At 65.6% G+C, this 18,829-nt stretch carries 17 protein-coding genes and 1 pseudogene; 7 read left to right on the top strand and 11 right to left on the bottom strand.

Translation table 11 applies throughout. The annotated features are described in order from the left end of the window. The first annotated feature begins 73 nt into the window (after positions 1-73). Positions 74-2,239, top strand: coding sequence for an anthranilate synthase component I (locus tag IF809_RS20170; protein WP_128967851.1), 2,166 nt, complete (start codon positions 74-76; stop codon positions 2,237-2,239). A 9-nt stretch (positions 2,240-2,248) separates the two neighbouring features. Next, positions 2,249-2,788: an adenine phosphoribosyltransferase gene (locus tag IF809_RS20175; RefSeq protein WP_128967850.1), complete on the top strand. Its 540-nt coding sequence runs from the start codon at positions 2,249-2,251 to the stop codon at positions 2,786-2,788. Positions 2,789-2,802: 14 nt separating this feature from the next. Here IF809_RS20175 and IF809_RS20180 read toward each other — a convergent pair whose 3' ends face one another. The 9 genes from IF809_RS20180 to IF809_RS20220 form a co-directional block, all read right to left on the bottom strand. Further along, positions 2,803-3,135, bottom strand: coding sequence for a GIY-YIG nuclease family protein (locus IF809_RS20180; protein ID WP_128967849.1), 333 nt, complete (start codon positions 3,133-3,135; stop codon positions 2,803-2,805). 83 nt (positions 3,136-3,218) lie between these two features. After that, entirely contained in the window at positions 3,219-3,887 is a 669-nt protein-coding gene (locus IF809_RS20185; protein WP_128967848.1) for a P-loop NTPase family protein, read from the bottom strand. A 60-nt stretch (positions 3,888-3,947) separates the two neighbouring features. After that, on the bottom strand, positions 3,948-4,700 hold the full coding sequence (locus IF809_RS20190) for a P-loop NTPase family protein (protein ID WP_128967847.1): 753 nt from the start codon (positions 4,698-4,700) through the stop codon (positions 3,948-3,950). Between the two features lie 196 nt (positions 4,701-4,896). Then, the gene (locus tag IF809_RS20195) at positions 4,897-6,141 is read right to left on the bottom strand and encodes a M48 family metallopeptidase (protein WP_128967846.1); all 1,245 of its coding nucleotides are present in this window, start codon (positions 6,139-6,141) and stop codon (positions 4,897-4,899) included. A gap of 32 nt (positions 6,142-6,173) precedes the next feature. After that, positions 6,174-6,734: a LemA family protein gene (locus IF809_RS20200; RefSeq protein WP_128967845.1), complete on the bottom strand. Its 561-nt coding sequence runs from the start codon at positions 6,732-6,734 to the stop codon at positions 6,174-6,176. A gap of 132 nt (positions 6,735-6,866) precedes the next feature. Further along, positions 6,867-7,847 carry a small ribosomal subunit Rsm22 family protein gene (locus tag IF809_RS20205; protein WP_128967844.1) on the bottom strand — a complete coding sequence of 327 codons (981 nt, stop codon included), beginning with the start codon at positions 7,845-7,847 and terminating at the stop codon, positions 6,867-6,869. A gap of 130 nt (positions 7,848-7,977) precedes the next feature. Then, the gene (gene smc, locus IF809_RS20210) at positions 7,978-11,442 is read right to left on the bottom strand and encodes a chromosome segregation protein SMC (RefSeq protein ID WP_128967843.1); all 3,465 of its coding nucleotides are present in this window, start codon (positions 11,440-11,442) and stop codon (positions 7,978-7,980) included. 217 nt (positions 11,443-11,659) lie between these two features. Next, entirely contained in the window at positions 11,660-12,316 is a 657-nt protein-coding gene (locus IF809_RS20215; protein WP_128967842.1) for a DsbA family protein, read from the bottom strand. Positions 12,317-12,441: 125 nt separating this feature from the next. Next, a complete protein-coding gene (locus tag IF809_RS20220) occupies positions 12,442-12,933 on the bottom strand; it encodes a DUF721 domain-containing protein (RefSeq protein ID WP_128967841.1) in 492 nt (163 codons plus the stop codon). A 122-nt stretch (positions 12,934-13,055) separates the two neighbouring features. On the opposite strand from IF809_RS20220, the gene mutY reads away from it, so the two are divergent. Both mutY and IF809_RS20230 read left to right on the top strand, forming a co-directional pair. Further along, entirely contained in the window at positions 13,056-14,174 is a 1,119-nt protein-coding gene (mutY, locus tag IF809_RS20225; protein WP_164938835.1) for an A/G-specific adenine glycosylase, read from the top strand. A gap of 51 nt (positions 14,175-14,225) precedes the next feature. After that, complete coding sequence (locus tag IF809_RS20230; protein ID WP_128967839.1) at positions 14,226-14,645, top strand: PaaI family thioesterase; 420 nt, start codon at positions 14,226-14,228, stop codon at positions 14,643-14,645. A 187-nt stretch (positions 14,646-14,832) separates the two neighbouring features. On the opposite strand, the gene IF809_RS20235 is transcribed toward IF809_RS20230, so the two are convergent. Further along, positions 14,833-16,107 carry a flavin-dependent oxidoreductase gene (locus IF809_RS20235; RefSeq protein WP_128967838.1) on the bottom strand — a complete coding sequence of 425 codons (1,275 nt, stop codon included), beginning with the start codon at positions 16,105-16,107 and terminating at the stop codon, positions 14,833-14,835. Positions 16,108-16,249: 142 nt separating this feature from the next. Here IF809_RS20235 and IF809_RS20240 point away from each other — a divergent pair, with 142 nt between their 5' ends. Then, positions 16,250-16,870, top strand: a complete 621-nt coding sequence (locus tag IF809_RS20240; RefSeq protein ID WP_128967837.1) for a glutathione S-transferase family protein — start codon at positions 16,250-16,252, stop codon at positions 16,868-16,870. Positions 16,871-16,985: 115 nt separating this feature from the next. On the opposite strand, the gene IF809_RS20245 is transcribed toward IF809_RS20240, so the two are convergent. Beyond that, positions 16,986-17,909, bottom strand: coding sequence for a LysR family transcriptional regulator (locus IF809_RS20245; RefSeq protein ID WP_128967836.1), 924 nt, complete (start codon positions 17,907-17,909; stop codon positions 16,986-16,988). A 91-nt stretch (positions 17,910-18,000) separates the two neighbouring features. Between IF809_RS20245 and IF809_RS20250 the strand changes: the two genes are divergently transcribed. Then, positions 18,001-18,444, top strand: coding sequence for a nuclear transport factor 2 family protein (locus tag IF809_RS20250; RefSeq protein WP_128967835.1), 444 nt, complete (start codon positions 18,001-18,003; stop codon positions 18,442-18,444). Between the two features lie 113 nt (positions 18,445-18,557). Next, positions 18,558-18,722, top strand: a pseudogene (locus tag IF809_RS20255) (YjiS-like domain-containing protein); the annotation flags it as partial. Between the last annotated feature and the right edge of the window lie 107 nt (positions 18,723-18,829).

The following is an 18,829-nucleotide window of genomic DNA, read 5'->3' on the forward strand; positions in this document are numbered from 1 at the left end:
CGCCAGCACAGCGCGGCGGCCTGATCGTTTGTCCTGTGTGGCGTTCCCTCGGCAAGTTTCGTAAGAGGACCCCATGAACAGGACAGTCTTTGCTCTTCCGCCCAAAAGCGACTACGTCACCCGCGGGGGTCTTGCGATCGCCCGCGTGGCCGAGCAGTTCACCGGTCACGCCGACCGGCTCGACGATCTCATCAATCTGCTCGACCGCCGCCGCGGCGTGGTGCTCTCCTCGGGGACGACCGTTCCGGGCCGCTACGAAAGCTTCGATCTCGGCTTCTCCGATCCGCCGCTCAAGCTCGAGACATCAGGCGTCAATTTCAAGCTGGAAGCGCTCAACGATCGCGGGCAGGTGCTGATCGCCTTCCTTGCGGACGTCCTGCGCGAGCCCTGCGTCGTGATCGCGCAGAAAACCCCCACGCGGCTTGCCGGTCACATCATCCGCGGCGATGCGCCCGTGGAGGAAGACCAGCGCACGCGGCGTGCCAGCGTGATGTCGTTGGTGCGCGACATCGTTGCCGCCTTCTCTGCCAATGACGACGGGCTGCTCGGTCTGTTTGGTGCTTTCGCCTATGATCTCGTGTTCCAGATCGAGGATCTCGTCCAGAAGCGCCCGCGCGAGCAAGACCAGCGCGACATCGTGCTTTACGTCCCCGATCGTCTGCTGGCCTATGACCGCGCCACGGGGCGTGGCGTGGTGCTCTCTTACGATTTCGCGTGGAAGGGCCGATCGACTGAAGGCCTGCTGCGCGAGACGGCCGAGAGCCCCTATGTGAAAACGGGACGCCAGGGCTTTGCCGATCACGCGCCCGGCGAATATCAGGCGACAGTCGAGACCGCGCGCGCGGCCTTCGCCCGCGGCGATCTGTTCGAAGCGGTACCAGGCCAGCTCTTCGCCGAACCCTGCGAGCGCTCGCCGGCTGAGGTCTTCCAGCGGCTCTGCGTCATCAACCCGTCGCCTTATGGCGCGCTGATGAATCTCGGCGAGGGCGAATTCCTCGTCTCCGCCTCGCCCGAAATGTTCGTGCGGTCCGACGGACGCCGGGTCGAGACTTGCCCGATCTCGGGCACGATCGCGCGCGGCAGCGACGCGATCGGCGATGCCGAGCAGATCCGCCAGCTCCTGAACTCGGAGAAGGACGAGTTCGAGCTCAACATGTGCACCGACGTCGATCGCAACGACAAGGCGCGCGTCTGCGTGCCCGGCACGATCAAGGTGCTGGCGCGGCGGCAGATCGAGACCTATTCAAAGCTGTTCCACACCGTCGACCATGTTGAAGGCATGCTGCGCCCCGGCTTCGACGCGCTCGATGCCTTCCTGACCCATGCCTGGGCCGTCACCGTCACAGGTGCGCCAAAACTCTGGGCGATGCAGTTCGTCGAGGATCACGAGCGCTCGCCGCGGCGTTGGTACGCGGGTGCGATCGGTGCGGTGAATTTCGACGGCAGCATCAACACCGGCCTCACCATCCGCACCATCCGCATGAAGGATGGTCTCGCCGAGGTCCGCGTCGGCGCCACCTGCCTGTTCGACTCTGATCCCGCGGCGGAAGACCGCGAGTGCCAGGTCAAGGCCGCGGCGCTGTTCCAGGCGCTGCGCGGCGATCCGCCGAAGCCGCTGTCGAGCTTTGCGCCTGACGCGACCGGCTCAGGCAAGCGGGTGTTGCTGATCGACCACGACGACAGCTTCGTGCACATGCTCGCCGATTACTTCCGTCAGGTCGGCGCCAGCGTCACCGTGGTCCGCTATGTGCATGCGCTCGACATGCTCAAGCAGAAGAGGTGGGATTTGCTGGTGCTGTCGCCCGGCCCGGGCCGACCGGAAGATTTCGGGATCAAGAAGACGATTGATGCGGCGCTGGAGAACAAGCTGCCGGTGTTCGGCGTCTGTCTCGGAGTGCAGGCGATCGGCGAATATTTCGGCGGCGAGCTCGGTCAGCTCACCCATCCCGCCCACGGCCGGCCGTCGCGGGTGCAGGTGCGCGGCGGGCGCCTGATGCGCAACCTGCCGAACGAGATCGTCATCGGCCGCTATCACTCGCTCTTCGTCGAGCGGGAGAGTATGCCCGAGGTGCTCAGCGTCACCGCCAGCACCGAGGACGGTGTTGCCATGGCGCTGGAGCACAAGACCCTGCCGGTCGCCGGCGTGCAATTTCACCCGGAATCACTGATGTCGCTCGGCAACGAAGTGGGATTGCGTATTGTTGAAAATGCGTTCCGGCTGGACGCACCGGTCAATTGAGAGGCACCAATGACCTTTGATCACGATATCAAGGCGAGCGTCCGCACCATCTCCGACTACCCGAAGCCGGGGATCATGTTCCGCGACATCACGACCTTGCTCGCCGATGCGCGCGCCTTCCGCCGCGCGGTCGACGAGCTCGTCAATCCCTGGGCCGGCAATAAGATCGACAAGGTCGCCGGCATGGAAGCGCGCGGCTTCATCGTCGGCGGCGCCGTGGCGCATCAGCTCTCGGCCGGCTTCGTGCCGATCCGCAAGAAGGGTAAGCTGCCGCATACCACCGTGCGGATCGCCTACTCGCTCGAATACGGCATTGACGAGATGGAGATGCATATCGACGCCATTCAACCCGGCGAGCGCGTCATCCTGGTCGACGATCTCATCGCCACCGGAGGCACCGCCGAGGGCGCGGTGAAGCTGCTGCGCCAGATCGGCGCCAATGTGGTCGCTGCCTGCTTCATCATCGACCTGCCCGAGCTCGGCGGTGCGGCCAAGCTGCGCGCCATGGACGTGCCGGTGCGCACGCTGATGACGTTCGAGGGGCATTGAGGTCGCGGCCATCTCTAGATCGCCTCGGCTTTCAATTCGGCCCGCCAATGCTGCACGCGCTCCTTCAGCAGCGCGTTCCTGACATAGGTACTTTCCTCATCCTCCAGACGCTCGCATTCGTCGAACGTCAGGCCGGCTTCGCCATGCGTGTTCCAGGCGGCCTGCAGGCTGCGGCAGGGATGGCCGCCCTGGCGCAGGGTGAACCAGATGCGGTTCTGGATGGTCTCGAGGTTCGGAGCCTGGCCGACCCAGGCCTCGCCCGAGGCGGCGCAGCGCACGACATAGATGCCAGCGATGGTCTTCCGCTCCTTGTACGCGGCGATGGCTGCTTTGCGGTCGGTGTTCACGGGAGGGGCCTTGCTGAGGACGCTGTTGCGCAGCCTCAGTAGCGGCACAGACGCTCGGCGTCAATATTACCCGGATGAAATATTCAGGACCGCTGCAGGATCAGGCTAAGCTCGAGCTCGCGGAAGGCGAGGTAATTCCGCCGGATCCACTGGTGCAGCTCGGTCGAGGAATCCTTCTCGTGGCGCAGATAGCCGGTGAAGGAGAAGTTCAGGCGATCGATATAGGTCTTGAGGAAGCCGGGGAGCGCCGGCAGGCGGAACAGGCGACCGCCTTCCATCGCGGGCGGCAACTCGCCGCGGATGACGAACTCGTTGTCGATGGTGATGAGGTTCATCCGCGGGATCTGCTGGCGCAGCATCTCATGAGCGCGAGCCGAGACCCGGTCGGTGTCGGCCATGAACAGGATCTGTGGCGCGACATGCCGCCGCGCGGCCTCCTTGAGCAGGCCGATCTCGTCGGTCATCTTGAAGAACTCGTCGAAGGCGTGGAAGCCGAGGTCGATGACCTTGGCGAGCCCGTCATCGATGATGACCCGGTCCATCAGCTGCATCTTGCCGTAGGTGTCGATCACATCAGCCGTTTCGGTGACCCGCGGCAGGTAATCGAGCAGCGACGGCTCCTTCAGATTGACGTCGAAGGCCGCGACGTTGCCGTTCTTGAGCAGCAGGAATTCGGCAAGCAGCCGCGCCAGCAGGGTCTTGCCGACCTGCGGGCGGGGCGAGCAGATGATGTAGAGAGGTGTCGCGGACATCGACAGCTATATCAGGCCAACTTTGCGCCCAATCCAGCCGTATCAGCCCGGCCTTCGCAACTATTTTTCGCTGTTGCGGGTCACCGGCTTCGAACCGACGATGTCGGTCAGGCGGATGCGGTCGTACTCGCTCCAGACATTGGCCAGCCAGTGCCGGACATAGCCGCGCAACACGAAGGAATAGTTCGCGGCTTCGTCGTTGATGCCCTTGTTGGCGACGAATTTCAGGAACGGGACGGAGGAGACCTCGACCTGCTCATAGGCCATTTCGTTGAGCTTCGGGATGGTCAGCTCGGTCGCGTCCTTGATGCGGTGGAAGTAGGAATTGTAGGTGGCCTGGTCCCACTGGAAGAACTGGGTATCGTTGATGAAGTTCTTCACCAGGAAATATTTTGCGCCGCCCATGAAGCCGGCCGTCTCCGCGATCTCCTCGAGCGAGGCGATCGAGGGGCCGAGAATGTGGAACACGGCGAAGGTGATCTGCCCGGCTTTGGCCGCATCGAGGAAGCCGATGTCGCGCAGCGAGGCCAGTGCGGGCGAGAGCAGGCCGGCGCGAACGTCGATCACGGTCACCGACGGGCTCACGGCGTTGAGCGTATCGAAGATCTTCATCTGATCGGCTGTCGTCGTCATATCGACGATTTCGGTGATCTCGGGGTGGAAGCGCTTCAGCGTTCCCCGCGGCGACTCCGTGTCGAACGCGCGCGTCGGCACGTTGTTGGCGGAAAAATAATCGAGCAGGGTACGCGATACCGTGGTCTTGCCGACCCCGCCCTTGTCTGCGCCCACCACAACCACTGCCGGCTTTGCCATCGCTGTCCCCTAACGCGCGCCCCCGATCGCGAGGTCGCAATCGGCCAGGCCCCAAATCGGTGTCCCGAGTCTGCTGTTGGGCGCGAACATGGCAGAAACAAGGGAGAATTCAATTCCTCGGCAGCCCGTAGCTGCAATTCCCGAAGTTTTTCCGGATCGCTGCGAAATCGGCTCAAGACAAAGGCAGATCGCGCGCTCAGTGGCGGCCCCACGGGCCCATGGGATTGCCTATCGGGCCCAAGGGATTGCCTCCTGCGGTTCCGGATGCGCCGGGGGCGGGGATGGACGATGGCGTGGCTCGGCTGCCCGCATCATTCCACGGTCCCTGTGGAAGCGGCGGAGGGGCGTCCTGCTGCTGGCCCTGCGCCTCCGGCTCGTCCGGGGCGGACTGTTCCGTCTCGTCGGCTGGCAGCGGCAGCGGCAGCGGGCCGGGATCGTGGCCGCCGGCGAATTTGACCAGCGCGTCGACGCGGGACTGTACCGAGGGATGGGTTGCAAACAGATCGGCAAACCCCTCGCGAGGATTGTCGACGCAGAGCTCCATCACCGCGGAGGTCGCGTCCGGCAATTCGCCGCGGCCCTCGATCTTGCGCAACGCCGAGATCATTGCATCCGGGTTTTTCGTCAGCTCGACCGAGCCGGCATCGGCGAGATATTCGCGCGAGCGGGACAGCGCCAGCTTGACGACCTGCGACATCAGCCATGCCACCACGATCAGCACGACCGCGATGATGATCACGATCACCGCGCCGCCACCGGAATTCTTGCTGTCGCTCGATGACGAGGACGACCGTGACGAGGAGGAGCCCGACGACCACGAGCCGCCGGAATTCCAGCTCAGATTGGTGAACAGGCGGAAGAACAATTCGCCGAAGAAGCCCACGACGCCGGCGATGATGACGGCGACCACCATCAGCTGCACGTCGCCGTTCTTGATGTGGGTCAGCTCGTGGCCCAGCACCGCCTCGATCTCCTGGTCGTCCAGGGCGTCGAGGAGGCCGGTGGTGACGGTGATCGAATACTGCCTGGGATTGAGCCCGGTCGCGAACGCGTTCAGCGCCGGGCTCTCCATGATCTTCAGCTTCGGCATGATGATGCCGCGCGAGATGCAGAGATTTTCGAGCAGGTTGTAGAGCCGTGGCTCCTCCTGCCTGGTGACGTCGTGGCCGCCGGTGACCGCGTCGATCATCGACTGGTGGAAGAAATAGGCGATGACGATCCAGGCCGCCGCCGCGATCGTCGCGAAGGGGGCGGCCTTGAGCAGGTCGGCGAAAGCCTGGTTCAGATAATAGGTGACGGTGCCGTTGCCGTTGATGACGACCTCGGCGACCAGCGCGCCGGCAAAGACCAGCACATAGACCAGCGCGAACAGACCGGCGAGCAGCAGCATCGAACGAAACTTGTTCGAGGCGATGTGCGTGTAGAGACCATACGCGGCCATGACGCGCTGCCCTGCCGGCCTTTTCGCTCAGATCAGAATTTCACCTGGGGCGCAGCTTCGACCTCGGTGCGGCTGGTGCCGAGATCGAAAAAGTCCTTCCTGGTAAAGCCGAACATGCCGGCGAACAGTGCGGCGGGCATCTGCTGGATGCCGGTGTTGTATTCCTGGACCGCGTTGTTGAAGAAGCGCCGGCTCGCCGCGATCTTGTTCTCGAGATCGGACAGCTCGGATGCGAGCTGCTGGAAATTGGCGTTGGCCTTGAGGTCGGGATAGGCTTCCGACAGCGCGATCAAGCGGCCGAGCGCGCCCGACAGCTGGGTCTCGGCTGCGGACACCTGCGCCGGCCCCTGCGCCGACATCGCCGAATTGCGCGCCTTGATGACGTCGTCCAGCGTGCCGCGCTCGTGCGAGGCATAGCCTTTCACCGTTTCGACCAGGTTCGGAATCAGGTCATGACGCTGCTTGAGCTGGACGTCGACATCGGCAAAGGCCTGGCCGACGCGCTGGCTCAACGCCACCAGCCGGTTATAGGCGCTGAAGGCGAACAGCACGAGGACGACGATGATGCCGAGAACGATCCAGCCGGTCGACATGGAAAACTCCTGAAGGGAATTGAGGCGGACAGCGTAAACCAAAACGAGGCCGGGAAGAGCCCCGCGGAGAGAAGGTAAGACTTGGTCGGATCGGGCGCCATCCGAGTTCAATGGGAAAAGTGCCTGATGGGGTTAACTTTCGGACAGAACGGCATCGCCCCAGCGCCAGCGCCGGGCGCCTGCATAGGCGGCTTTGTCACGCCGCGGCACCTTCGCGAGTTCGAGGCCGTCCTCGGTGCAGAGCTTGGCCGTGATTTCGGCCTTGCCGACGTCAGGCGGCGCCAGCACGCGCGCGGCGCGGGTTGCGGGCGGCATGCGGGTCAGGGCGAGGTAGATGAAGCGCTCGTCCTCGAACGGCACCTCGGCGCCCTTGATCTGGCGGTGCGCTTGCGAGCGCGGCAGGCGCTGGTTGAAATGGCACCAGTCGGGCGCAACCAGCGGGCAGGGCTTTTCGTGCGGGCAGGGGGCGGCGACATAGGCGCCGGCCGCGATCAATTGCCGGCGCAGCGCGAGGATGCGGAGATAGCCGGAGGGCGTGCCGGGCTCGATCACGACCAGCGCCTGGCGCGCCTTCGCCCACATCGTCTCCGCCAGCCTGCGCTGGTCGCCCTCACTGAGCTCGCCGATGACGTAGCTGGCTATGACGAGATCGGCTTGCGCGACTTCGGCAAGGTTGGTGGCGGCGTCGCCCGGTAAGTAGCGGCAGTCGGAGAGGCGCGAGCTGTCGCGCGCCAGTTCGAGCGCGAGCCGGCTCAGCGTCGCATTGGCATCGAGCAGGGTGAAATCTTGCAGCGAGGAGAATGCCTCTGCGGCCGCCCAGCTTGCGGTGCCCGGGCCTGCGCCGACGTCGAGCAACGTTTCCGGGGCGAAGTCCGGTGCAATTTCGATGAAGGCGCTCAGGCTTGCGGCCACGGCGGCATAGGTGGCCGGCATGCGCGCCAGCGCATAGGCGAGTGCATCGGCTTCCGACTTGATCGTGCCGGAGCCGCCGCCCGCGCGGTAGGTGGTCGAGATCTTCTGCGAACGCTGCGCCGCGTCGGTGCGCGAAAAGCCCTGGAGCCTGGCGTCGAGGGCCGCTTTCAGTTCAGGCGGGAGTGTGGGCGCTATCATCATCCGCAGTCATGCCCCGCGACGGCGGGGCATCCAGTACTCCGAGACAGTGCCGTCAACCGAGAAGCCGCGGCGTACTGGATCATCCGCCTTCGCGGATGATGACGTCAATGGGTGCGGAACGGTCGCTATATCACGCCACGTTCTGGTCGAGGATGTCCACCGCCTCGGCCAGGCTCACCGACACGAGTTGCGAGACGCCGCGCTCGGCCATGGTGACGCCGAACAGCCGGTTCATCCGCGCCATCGTGATCGGATTGTGCGTGATGATGATGAAGCGCGTGTCGGTCGAGCCGGTCATTTCGTGCAGGAGGTTGCAGTACCGTTCGACGTTGTGGTCGTCGAGCGGCGCGTCGACTTCGTCCAGCACGCAGATCGGCGAGGGATTGGTCAGGAACACCGCGAAGATCAGCGCCATCGCGGTCAGCGCCTGCTCGCCGCCCGAGAGCAGCGACAGCGTCTGCGGCTTCTTGCCCGGGGGCTTGGCAATGATTTCGAGACCGGCTTCCAACGGGTCGTCGCTCTCGATCAGGTGCAGCGCCGCCTCGCCACCGCCGAACAGCTCGACGAACAGGCGCTTGAAGTGGTTGTTGACGATCTCGAACGAGGTCAGGAGCCGCTCGCGCGCTTCCTTGTTGAGACTCTGGATGCCCTGGCGCAGCCGCTTGATGGCCTCGACCAGGTCATCGCGCTCGGTGACCAGGCCGGTGTGCTGTGTCTCGACCTCGCGCAGCTCTTCCTCGGCGCGCAAATTGACGGCGCCGAGGCGCTCGCGGTCTCGGCGCATCTTTTCGAGGTCTTCCTCGATGTCGTGCAGCGGCGGCAGCGCGGTGCCGGGCTCGATCTCGGCAAGGCCGGCGACGGCCTGCGGCTCGACCTCGAGCATGTCGCGGATCTCGCGCTCGATGTCCTCGAGCCGGCGCCGCGCGCCTTCCATGCGCTCCTCGGCGCGGGCGGTGGCCTCGCGGGCACTGGACAGCGCTTCCAGCGTCAGCTTGGCGACGCGGTCGGTCTCGGCCATCGCGCTTTCCGCGGTGGCGAGCGCGTCGGCGGCCATGCGGCGGTCGTTCTCCGCGTACTCGATCTCGGTGATCAGCGCGCTGCGCTTCTCGGCGAACACGGCCGGCGCGTTTTCGAGCTCGCTGCGCTCGATCGTGAGCTCGGCGATACGGGCCTGGATGGTGTCGATGTGGGAGGCCGCGCTCTCCTTGCGGTTCTGCCACTCGGTGCGCTCGGCGAGGATCGCCTGCACGCGCCGGTCGGCAAGCTCGGCCTCGCGCGCCAGTGCCTGCGCTTCGGCGCGGACCTGGGCGGCGATGCGGCGATGGTTTTCGATGTCGCTGCGGACGGCGGCGAGGCGGGTCTCGGTGTCCTCGCTCGACGGCAGCTCGCTGATGCCCGCCTCGGCATATTCGTAGGCGGCTTCGGCCTCGGCGCGGTCGGCGGCGAGACGGCTGTGCGCTTCCGACAGCGTCGCCTTGCGCGCGGCGTGGCGGCTGATCTCACGCTCCGCTGTGGCATGGCGCTCGCGCGCGACGTTCAGCTCGCGCTGCGCGGCGCGCCAGGCTTCGCGGCTGGCGCCTTCGGTGTTGGCCGCCATCTGCAATTCGGACTCGGCATTCTCCAGCGCCTGGCGCTTGATCTGCGCGTCGATGCGGGCCTGCTCCAGCTCGTTCTCGATGTCGACGAGCCGGGCGCGTTCGGCGAGGCGCCGGGCCGCGCCCGTCGGGGCGTGCGCGGCGGCGACGAAGCCGTCCCAGCGCCAGACGTCGCCTTCGGGCGAGACCAGCCGCTGGCCGGTCTTGAGCTGCGAGACCAGCTCGGCGCCGCGCTCGCGTGGCACCACGCCGATCTGCGCCAGGCGGCGCGTCAGCTCGGCAGGCGCCTGAACGTGATTGGCGAGCGGGGTGACGCCTTCCGGCAGCTCCGGATCGCCTTCGGCGTGTCCGACATTGGTCCAGCGCATCGGCGCGGACGGGTCGATCGGTGCATCGAGATCGTCGCCGAGAGCGGCGCCGATCGCCTTCTCAAAACCCTTGTCGACGGTGATGCCGTCGATGATCGGCGGCCACAGATTCTTGGTCTCGCCATTGAGGATCTTGGAGATCGTGCGCGCTTCGGTTTCGAGCCGCTGTGCGCGCTTGTCGGCTTCGACCAGCGGCGAGCGCGAGGCCTCCAGCGTCTGGCGGGCGGCAACATGCGCAGCTTCGCTCGCCTGCGCCGCGGCTTCGGAAGCGGCCAGCGTCTGCTCGGCCGTCTCGACCGCCGCGGTCAGCTCGTCGAGATCGCCGAAGCCGCCGGTCTCGGCTGCGAGCTTCTGCTCTTCCGCCGCGACGTTCGCGATCTCCTGGTCGAGCCGGGCGAGCTTGTCGCGATGAGTGCGGACGTTGGCTTCGAGCTGGTTGCGCTTGGCCGTGAGGTCGGCGAGCGCGGTGGTGAGCTCGGCGAATTGCTGCTCGGTCTCGGTCAGCACCGCCTCGGCTTCGGCGACGCGCTCGTCGACGCCGGAACGCTTCTCGACGCGCGACTTGATCTCTTCCTTCAGCTCGGCGTCTTCGGTGTCGAGCCGCTGCAGCGCGACGTCGGCGTCCATGGTTTGCTGCTGGGCACGGGAAATGTCGCCCTCGAACTGGGCGAGGCGGCGCTCAAGCTCGGCGACGCGCTCCTTGGCGCGCTCCTCCTCGCGGTCGAGCTGCTCGCGGGCATTGGTCAGGCGCTGCAGCCCGGCCGCGGCGCGCGCCTCGGCATCGCGCAGCGCCGGCATCTCGGCGGCGCGAATCGCCTGGATGCGGGCGGCTTCGGCTTGGTGCTGGGTCCGCTCGGCCATCTCGCGGACGGCAAGATCGTGAGTCTGGCCGGATTCGTTGACATCGGCATGGGCGCCGATCCAGCGCAGGTGGAACAGCGTGGCTTCGGCCTTGCGGACCTTGGCGGCGACCTCGCGGTAGCGCACGGCCTGGCGGGCCTGCTTCTTCAGGCCTTCCATTTGCCCTGCGAGCTGGCCGATCACATCCTCGACGCGGGTGAGGTTGGTCTCGGCCGCCTTCAGCCGCAGCTCGGCCTCGTGGCGGCGGGCGTGCAGACCGGCGACGCCGGCGGCGTCTTCCAGCACGCGGCGGCGTTGCTCGGGCTTGGCCTGGATGATCTCGCCGATCTTGCCCTGGTGGACGAGAGCCGGCGAGCGCGCGCCGGTGGCTGCGTCCGCGAACAGGATCTGCACGTCGCGGGCGCGCACGTCGCGGCCGTTGATGCGGTAGACCGAACCGGCTTCGCGCTCGATGCGGCGGGAGATTTCCAGAATCTGGCTGTCGTTCATCGCCGCAGGCGCGGTGCGATCGGCATTGTCGATCGTCATCGTCACTTCGGCGTGGTTGCGCGCAGGACGGTTGCCGGAGCCGGCGAAGATCACCGCGTCCATGTCGGCGGCGCGCAAGCTCTTGTACGAGGTCTCGCCCATCGCCCAGCGCAGCGCTTCGACGAGGTTCGACTTGCCGCAACCGTTGGGCCCGACCACGCCGGTGAGGCCGGGCTCGATGACGAAGTCCGTGGGCTCAACGAAGGACTTGAAGCCGTGAAGGCGCAGGCGGGTGATTTTCATAAGCACGCATCTCTGTTGGCAGGCGCGAATCCCCCTGCCGGGACAATACCATGGAAAGGCAATGTCGCTGTCTGGGCGAGTCGCGCGGGGCGCCTCATGCGGCGGACAATGGCCGCGGTGCGCCGTGAGGGCAACCTGCGAAAGCCGCTTTTCCCAAGGGATTTATGCCGGGAAAGCTACGGCTTTTGAGATGCGAATCAGGATCTTGACGAGCGAATCAGCTCTTCAGCAGCGGATTGATCTTCTTGGCGAACTCCTCGAACGAGGCCTCGCCCTTGATCTTCTCGCCGTTGATGAAGAAGGTCGGCGTGGAATCGACCTTCAGCACGTCGCTGGCATATTTCTGGTCGGCGGCGATCTTGTCGAGCAGGGCCTGGTCCTTCAGACAGGTCTCGACCTGCTGCTGGGTGAGGCCGGCCTGCTTGCCGATCCGCGTCAGCGTCTCCGTGGTGTTCTTCACCACCCAGTCGTTCTGCTGCCGGAACAGCATGTCGGTGACGGCGAAGTACTTCGCCGCGTCATCCTTGGCGATGCAGCGCGACAGCATCGAGCCGGCGGCGGCTTTGATGTCGAGTGGGAACTCGCGGAAGATGTACCGCACCTTGCCGGTGTCGATGTATTCCGACTTGATCTTGGGGAAGACCTGCTCGTTGAAGGCCGCGCAATGCGGGCAGGTCATGGAGGCGTATTCGGTGATGGTGACGGCGGCGTCCTTCGGACCCAGCGCCATGTCGGGGAGCGACACGGGCTTCGCCACATCAGCGGCGGACTGCGCCATGGCCTCTGAGATGAACCGCAGCGGCGAGAACCCGGCGAGCGCGGCAAGCCCGGTCAGCGACAGCATCGTGGTGAAGGCGCGGCGGGTGATGATCAAGGTCGGCTCCCGGATTGGCTGGTCTTTGCCCGAGTTCCCCCCGGACGGCCTGTCGCTAGCTTGAAACGTGGTTTGAGGCAATGGCGAGCGGCAAGGACAGGTTCAGATTGGCAGCGGAATAAGGCTCAATTTCGCTTGATGGCGGCCCCGAGCCGCGCCAGTGCCGACTTGAGCTCTTCATCTTCGATCGCGCCCAGGCCTTCTGCGACCTTGGCAACGGCCTTGGGGTCCGGCGGCCCGGGCCGCTTTCGGGCCCGGGGGCGCGAGAGGGGAGCCTGGCGGAAGGCGAGCTTGCCGACCGCGCCCCAGCCGAAGAAGCGGTTGACCCGCTCCAGGATCACGTCGGCCGAGTGCTGGATCTCCAGCGCCATCGGCCCCTCGACCCGCAGCACCAGCGTTGCCGGCTCCTGCGGCTGGCCCTCGACCGGCCGTGGCCACTGCATCTTCAGAGGCTCGGCATGAGCGGCGATCTCAGCCCCCGCGATCTGCGGCCACCGCGTCACCAGCTCGCGCGCCGCAAACCCCTGCTTGGCATAGGCCTCGGCAAAGACGTCGTCGAGCAGGATCCCGAGCGGCTTGGCGCTGATGGGGCCGGGTTTGGGAGGGAATTTGGCCATGGGGCCTTATAGCATTTCGGCGGGTGGGCCACAGACTTCTCGCGGCGAAGAAAGACGTGGATGCCCGCGACGGGCGCGCGCCTGACGTGGAGAGGCCGGCACGTTGCCGCTACAGTAAGAGCATGAGCCCCAAATCTGCCCTGAAGGCGAAATCGGAACCCGGTCAGTCGGAGACCGTGTCGCGTCCGATCGCTCTGCTCGCCTGGTACGACCGCCATCGCCGCAGGCTGCCCTGGCGGGCTGCGCCCGGAGAGACATCCGATCCGTATCGCGTCTGGCTGTCGGAGATCATGCTGCAGCAGACCACGGTGAAGGCGGTGGGGCCGTATTTCGAAAAGTTCGTCGCGCGCTGGCCCGAGGTCACGGCGTTGGGGAACGCCTCGCAGGATGACGTGCTGCGGATGTGGGCCGGGCTCGGCTATTACTCGCGCGCACGCAATCTCCATGCCTGCGCCGTTGCGGTGACGCGCCAGCATGGCGGCGTCTTCCCCGACACGGAGGAGGGCCTGCGGGCGCTGCCGGGCATCGGGCCCTACACGGCGGCTGCGATCGCGGCGATCGCGTTCGATCGCCACACCATGCCCGTCGACGGCAATATCGAGCGCGTGGTGTCGCGCCTGTTTGCGGTGGAGGAGGAGCTGCCGCAGGCGAAGCCGCTGATCCAGCAGCTGGCGGCGACGCTGCTGGCTAACTCTCGCGCCGGCGACAGCGCACAGGCGTTGATGGATCTGGGCGCCTCGATCTGCACGCCGAAGAAGCCGGCCTGCTCGCTGTGCCCATTGAACGAGGATTGCAAGGCCCGCACGCTCGGCACGCAGGAGACGTTTCCGCGCAAGGCGCCGAAGAAGGGCGGAGCGTTGCGGCGCGGCGCCGCCTTCGTCGTCACGCGCGGCGACGAGCTGCTGGTCCGCTCAAGACCGGAAAAGGGACTGCTCGGCGGCATGACCGAGGTGCCGGGCTCGAACTGGCTCGCCGGCCAGGAGGATGCGACCGCAAGACAGCAGGCGCCTGACTTAAAGGGGTTGTCGCGCTGGCAGCGCAAGGTCGGCGTCGTCAATCACGTCTTCACGCATTTCCCGCTGGAGCTTGTGGTCTACACCGCGAAGGCCCAACCCCGCACGCGCGCGCCCGCGGGCATGCGCTGGGTGCCGATCGCAACCCTGGCCGACGAGGCGCTGCCCAACGTCATGCGCAAGGTGATCGCGCATGCGCTGAATCTGCCGTCGGGCCCATCCTCCTGACAGCACGCTGGCAGCTGGGTCGCGCTATCGGGTGCGATATGGAGGCTGCCAATGATCAAGACCGCGCTCGACAACTTCAAGAGACCGCCCTGTGCCGAGCTGCTCGGATGGCGGCTGCTCGATGCCCGCCCAGAAGAGGGCTGGATCAAGCTCGGCTTCGAAGGCAAGCCTGAGTTCTGCAATCCCGCAGGATTCATCCAGGGCGGCATGCTCTCCGCGATGCTCGACGACAGCATGGGGCCGGCCGTGCTGGTGATGAGCGAAGGTCGGCTCTACACCACGACGATCAGCATGACCGTGAATTTCCTGGCGCCCGCGAAGCCGGGACCGATCATCGGCGAAGCGAAGGTGAGACAGCTCGGCAAGACCATTGCGTTCGTCGAGGCGAAGCTGATTGCCGAGGATGGCACCGTGCTGGCGACGGCGAGCGCGAGCGAGCGCCTGCTGGAGGCGGCGAGGGTGGTGAAGTGAGGCGGGCGCCGCTCTATCACTCCCTCGCCCCGTTCTTACGAGGAGAGGGTGGGGTGAGGGGCCTCTCTCAACGCGCGAGGTGACCGTGAGACCTGTACCCCCTCACCCGGATTGCATCTTCGATGCAATCGGACCTCTCCCCGCAGGCGGGCTAGGTGAAGGAGGGAGCCTGCGGCTCCATTGTTGGCTAACTCGCGCGCGCGTCCTTGCTCACGATCGGCGGCTTCGCATTCAGCGCCTCGACCTGGAACCCCGCCACGCGCTTGTAATTCGCGGCGATGTCTTCCAGCTCCTGCTGCGACAGCACGTCTGTGACGACCTTGTACCCGTCAGGCGCGCGCTCCTCGACGAGTTGCATGACCTGCTCGGGGCCGTTCTTGCGGTTGAGCAGCACGAGGTCGGTGGTCGCCGGCCGCCGCTCGGCTTCATAGGCGAGCAGCGCCTCCGTCGTCGGGCCATGCCTCAGGATCTCGCGCGTGATGGTTCGAGCATCGAGGATCGCCTGCGAAGCGCCGTTCGAGCCGATCGGGTACATCGGGTGCGCGGCGTCCCCCATCAGCGTGACCTTGCCAAAAGTCCATTGCGACACCGGATCGCGGTCCACCAGCGGATATTCGTAGGCGTGCGGGCAGTTCCTGATCAGGCCGGGCACGTCGAGCCAGTCGAATGTCCAGCTCTCGAACCACGGCAAGAACTCTTCCAGCCGGGCGGTGCGGTTATAGTCCTCGCGTCGCCATTGATAGGTCGGCGGCATATGGCGCTCGGCGACCCAGTTGATCAGGTGGTTGCCGTTCGCGTCCGGCTCCTTCGAGATCGGATAGCAGACGAATTTCAGGATCTCGTGGCCCGCCATGATCATGGTGCGGCCGGTGAGGAAGGCCTTTGCCGGTGTCACGCCGCGCCAGAGGATGCGGCCGTTCCAGATCGGGGGGCCCTCGTTGGGATAGAGCTTTTCTCGCGCGGCGGAATGGATTCCGTCGGCGGCGATCATGATCGCGCCTTCGTAAGTCCCCGCGGCCTTGCCGGTCGCCCTGTCGACGAAGTCGGCCCTAACGCCGGCCGCCGTCTCGCTCCAGCCGGTCAGATGATGGCTGGTGAGGATGTTGTCGCGGCCCAGCCGCTCGATCGCGGCGTCGAGCAGGATCTGCTGCAGCGTGCCGCGATGAATCGAGAATTGCGGCCATTTGTAGCCGGCCTCGAGCCCGCGCGGCTCGCTCCAGATCGGTTTGCCGTGCTTGGAGAAATAGGCGAGCTCGCGGGTGCGCACGCCGCTGGCGTCCAGCTTGTCCAGCAGCCCGAGCTCGATCAGCTCGCGCACCGCATGTGGCAGCACGTTGATGCCGACGCCGAGCGGCTTCAGTTCCGCAACGCTCTCGAACACTTTTACGGGAACGCCGATCTGATGCAGGCTGAGCGCAAGCGTCAACCCGCCGATGCCGCCGCCGGCGATGAGTACCGTCATGAGAAAGCCCCTCCAATTGCAGGCGTCTTGGCACAGCGGGCCGGCCGTGGGCAACTGCGAAGAGTAACAACACCGGAGAATGCCGTGCTATGGACGCCGGGACCGGCAGTCGTTAATTTCCGGGTTTCCCATGAGGTCCGACATGCTCAAGCTCTACTACGCCACCGGCACCTGCGCTCTCGCCACCTACATCACCCTCGAGGAGGCCGGCGCCGACTACACGGCCGAACGGCTGAGCTTCAAGGACAACCAGCAGAACAGCCCGGATTATCTCGCCATCAACCCGAAGGGCCGCGTCCCGGCGCTGGTCACCGATCGCGGTGTCCTGACAGAGACGCCGGCGATGCTGGCCTACCTCGCGCAAGTCTTCCCCAAGGCGAAGCTCGCGCCGCTCGACGATGCCTTCGACTTCGCGCAAGTGCAGTCGTTCAACTCCTATCTCTGCTCGACCGTGCACATCAACCATGCCCACAAGATGCGCGGCGCGCGCTGGGCGACGCAAGAAAGCTCGTTCGCCGACATGAAGGCGATGGTGCCGAAGACCATGGCCGCCTGCTTCAAGCTGATCGAACAGAGGATGTTCAGGGGACCGTGGGTGATGGGCGACCAGTTCACGGTCTGCGATCCCTATCTCTACACGCTCTCGACCTGGCTCGAAGGCGACAGCGTCGACATCAACGCCACGCCGAAGATCGCCGATCATTTCAAGCGCATGTCCGACCGGCCCGCCGTAGCAAAGGTGATGGCCGCGCAGAAGGCCTGAGGACGTCGGCTTCGTAGGGTGGGTTGGTCCTGCAGATGCGTTTCGCGCATCTGCAGGACGTAACCCGCCAACTTCCGTTTCCGCGGAGACAAACAGCGGTGGATTACGCCTTCGGCTAATCCACCCTACGGCCCTTCCTCTCCAACTCCCGCCCCGTCTCCAGCATCAGTCGCCGCAACCAGATCGAGCCCGGGTCCATCTGCGCCCGCGTCGGGTAGAACATGAACTGCTCGTCGATCCCGGGATCGAGCGGCGGCGTCACCGTCACAAGCCCGAGCTGTTTCGACAGTGCCGCGATCAACCGGCGTGGCACGAAGGCGACGAGGTCGGTGCGGGCGGCGACGTGCAGGGCCTCGAGATAGCCAGGCACCACGAGTGAGATATGCCGCTCGATACCCTTGGATCGCAGCCAGGTGTCGATCAGATCCTCAGCATTGCCGCGGATGATCACGCCGAGATGGCGTGCGGCGAGGAACGTCTCCCGCCGCTTCAGCTTCGGTGCATGCGGATGGCCGCGCCGGACCGCCAGTGCGTCGCTGTCGGTGTAGAGCAGCTGGCGGTGAAAGCCCTTGAAGGCGTTGCCGATCGAGATCACGAGATCGATGGTGCGGGCGAACTCGGCGTGGAAGATCGCCGGCCCCCGCCAAGGCACCACGTCGATGCGGACGTTGGGAGCAAAGCGCGTCACCCTCTCCATCAAAGGTGGCATCAACAGCTCGACGGCGAGGTCAGGCATCATCAGCCGGAATGCTCGCTCGCTGCGCGCGGCGTCGAACGCCTCCGGCACGAGCAGTCCGCGCACCTGGTCGAGTGCCTGCGCCAGCGGCGCGCGCAGGGCCTGGGCCCGCGGCGTCAGCTCCATCCGTGCGCCGGTGCGGACCAGCAGCGGATCGCCGAAGATGTCGCGCAGGCGTTGCAGCGCGTGGCTCGTGGCCGGTTGCGACAGCCCGATGCGCATGGCGGCCCGGCTGACATTGGCCTCGCGCAGCAGCGCGTCGAGCGCGGTCAATAGATTGAGGTCGAGCGAATTCAAATTCATAGAATGAATAGATATCATATTCTCTATCGATTTGAAGAATTCCGATCGGGCGGCGATGTTCTCCGTGTTGCCACTAGCAGGAGATGCCGCCATGAGCACGAGCGCCAACAAGAAACTGATGCAGGAAATCTTTGCCGCCGCCGCCAGCCCCGATCCGGCCGTGCGCGACCGCTCCCTGTTCACCGCAAGCCTTGCCGACGATGCCAGATGGGTCGTGACCGGTCAGTATTCCTGGTCGCGCACCTTCGCAGGCAAGGAGGCGATCCTGAACGATCTGCACGGCTATGTGCGCACTCGTCTCCGCGACCGAACCCGCACGATCGCTCACCGCTTCATCGCCGATGACGATATAGTCGTGGTGGAGGCCAAGGGCGACAACGTCACCCCTAAGGGCGTGCGCTACGACAACGATTACTGTCTCGTATTCCAGTTCGAGAACGGCAAGATCAAGGAGATCCGCGAGTATTGCGACTCGGTGCTGACCGAGAAGGCGCTCGGCCCGTTTCCGCAGGCGGCTGTGAGGGCTGAAGGCTGAGCGCGCTGAGCCGCGTCGCTGTGTTCGGCCGGCTGGGTCGACGGCCGCGAGGCACGGTCCCGCGAGCCTAGCGGTCGCTCACGAGACGCTGCCTTTGAACAAGAGCGTCGCGCGACCGGTCTCAGCTCGCGACCATGACCGAGAGGGAGCTTCAGGACATTGGGGTGACCAGAGCGGAGAGCGAATACCAGATCGGCAAGCTTTCACGATGGAGACAGGTCAGAGGGCGCGGCCAAGCCACGCCCTCTGATTTCTTCAATCTCGGCGGGAACCTTTGAGTTCCGCCGGCATTTCCTTCGCTTCCGGGGCAATTGCGCGCCGGCTTTGCGCGCGCGTGGGAATTCTATGCTGGCTGGGGCTTCGGACGTTTCAATACAGGTGTGCC

This window comes from Bradyrhizobium sp. UFLA06-24 (genome assembly GCF_054967145.1).

Excerpts from the sequence above, each read along its gene's own strand:
- IF809_RS20170 (WP_128967851.1), top strand. The coding sequence starts at position 74 with ATGAACAGGACAGTCTTTGCTCTTCCGCCCAAAAGCGACTACGTCACC.
- IF809_RS20175 (WP_128967850.1), top strand. The coding sequence starts at position 2,249 with ATGACCTTTGATCACGATATCAAGGCGAGCGTCCGCACCATCTCCGAC.
- IF809_RS20185 (WP_128967848.1), bottom strand. The coding sequence starts at position 3,887 with ATGTCCGCGACACCTCTCTACATCATCTGCTCGCCCCGCCCGCAGGTC.
- IF809_RS20190 (WP_128967847.1), bottom strand. The coding sequence starts at position 4,700 with ATGGCAAAGCCGGCAGTGGTTGTGGTGGGCGCAGACAAGGGCGGGGTC.
- IF809_RS20195 (WP_128967846.1), bottom strand. The coding sequence starts at position 6,141 with ATGGCCGCGTATGGTCTCTACACGCACATCGCCTCGAACAAGTTTCGT.
- IF809_RS20200 (WP_128967845.1), bottom strand. The coding sequence starts at position 6,734 with ATGTCGACCGGCTGGATCGTTCTCGGCATCATCGTCGTCCTCGTGCTG.
- IF809_RS20205 (WP_128967844.1), bottom strand. The coding sequence starts at position 7,847 with ATGATGATAGCGCCCACACTCCCGCCTGAACTGAAAGCGGCCCTCGAC.
- smc (WP_128967843.1), bottom strand. The coding sequence starts at position 11,442 with ATGAAAATCACCCGCCTGCGCCTTCACGGCTTCAAGTCCTTCGTTGAG.
- IF809_RS20220 (WP_128967841.1), bottom strand. The coding sequence starts at position 12,933 with ATGGCCAAATTCCCTCCCAAACCCGGCCCCATCAGCGCCAAGCCGCTC.
- mutY (WP_164938835.1), top strand. The coding sequence starts at position 13,056 with ATGAGCCCCAAATCTGCCCTGAAGGCGAAATCGGAACCCGGTCAGTCG.
- IF809_RS20230 (WP_128967839.1), top strand. The coding sequence starts at position 14,226 with ATGATCAAGACCGCGCTCGACAACTTCAAGAGACCGCCCTGTGCCGAG.
- IF809_RS20235 (WP_128967838.1), bottom strand. The coding sequence starts at position 16,107 with ATGACGGTACTCATCGCCGGCGGCGGCATCGGCGGGTTGACGCTTGCG.
- IF809_RS20240 (WP_128967837.1), top strand. The coding sequence starts at position 16,250 with ATGCTCAAGCTCTACTACGCCACCGGCACCTGCGCTCTCGCCACCTAC.
- IF809_RS20245 (WP_128967836.1), bottom strand. The coding sequence starts at position 17,909 with ATGAATTTGAATTCGCTCGACCTCAATCTATTGACCGCGCTCGACGCG.
- IF809_RS20250 (WP_128967835.1), top strand. The coding sequence starts at position 18,001 with ATGAGCACGAGCGCCAACAAGAAACTGATGCAGGAAATCTTTGCCGCC.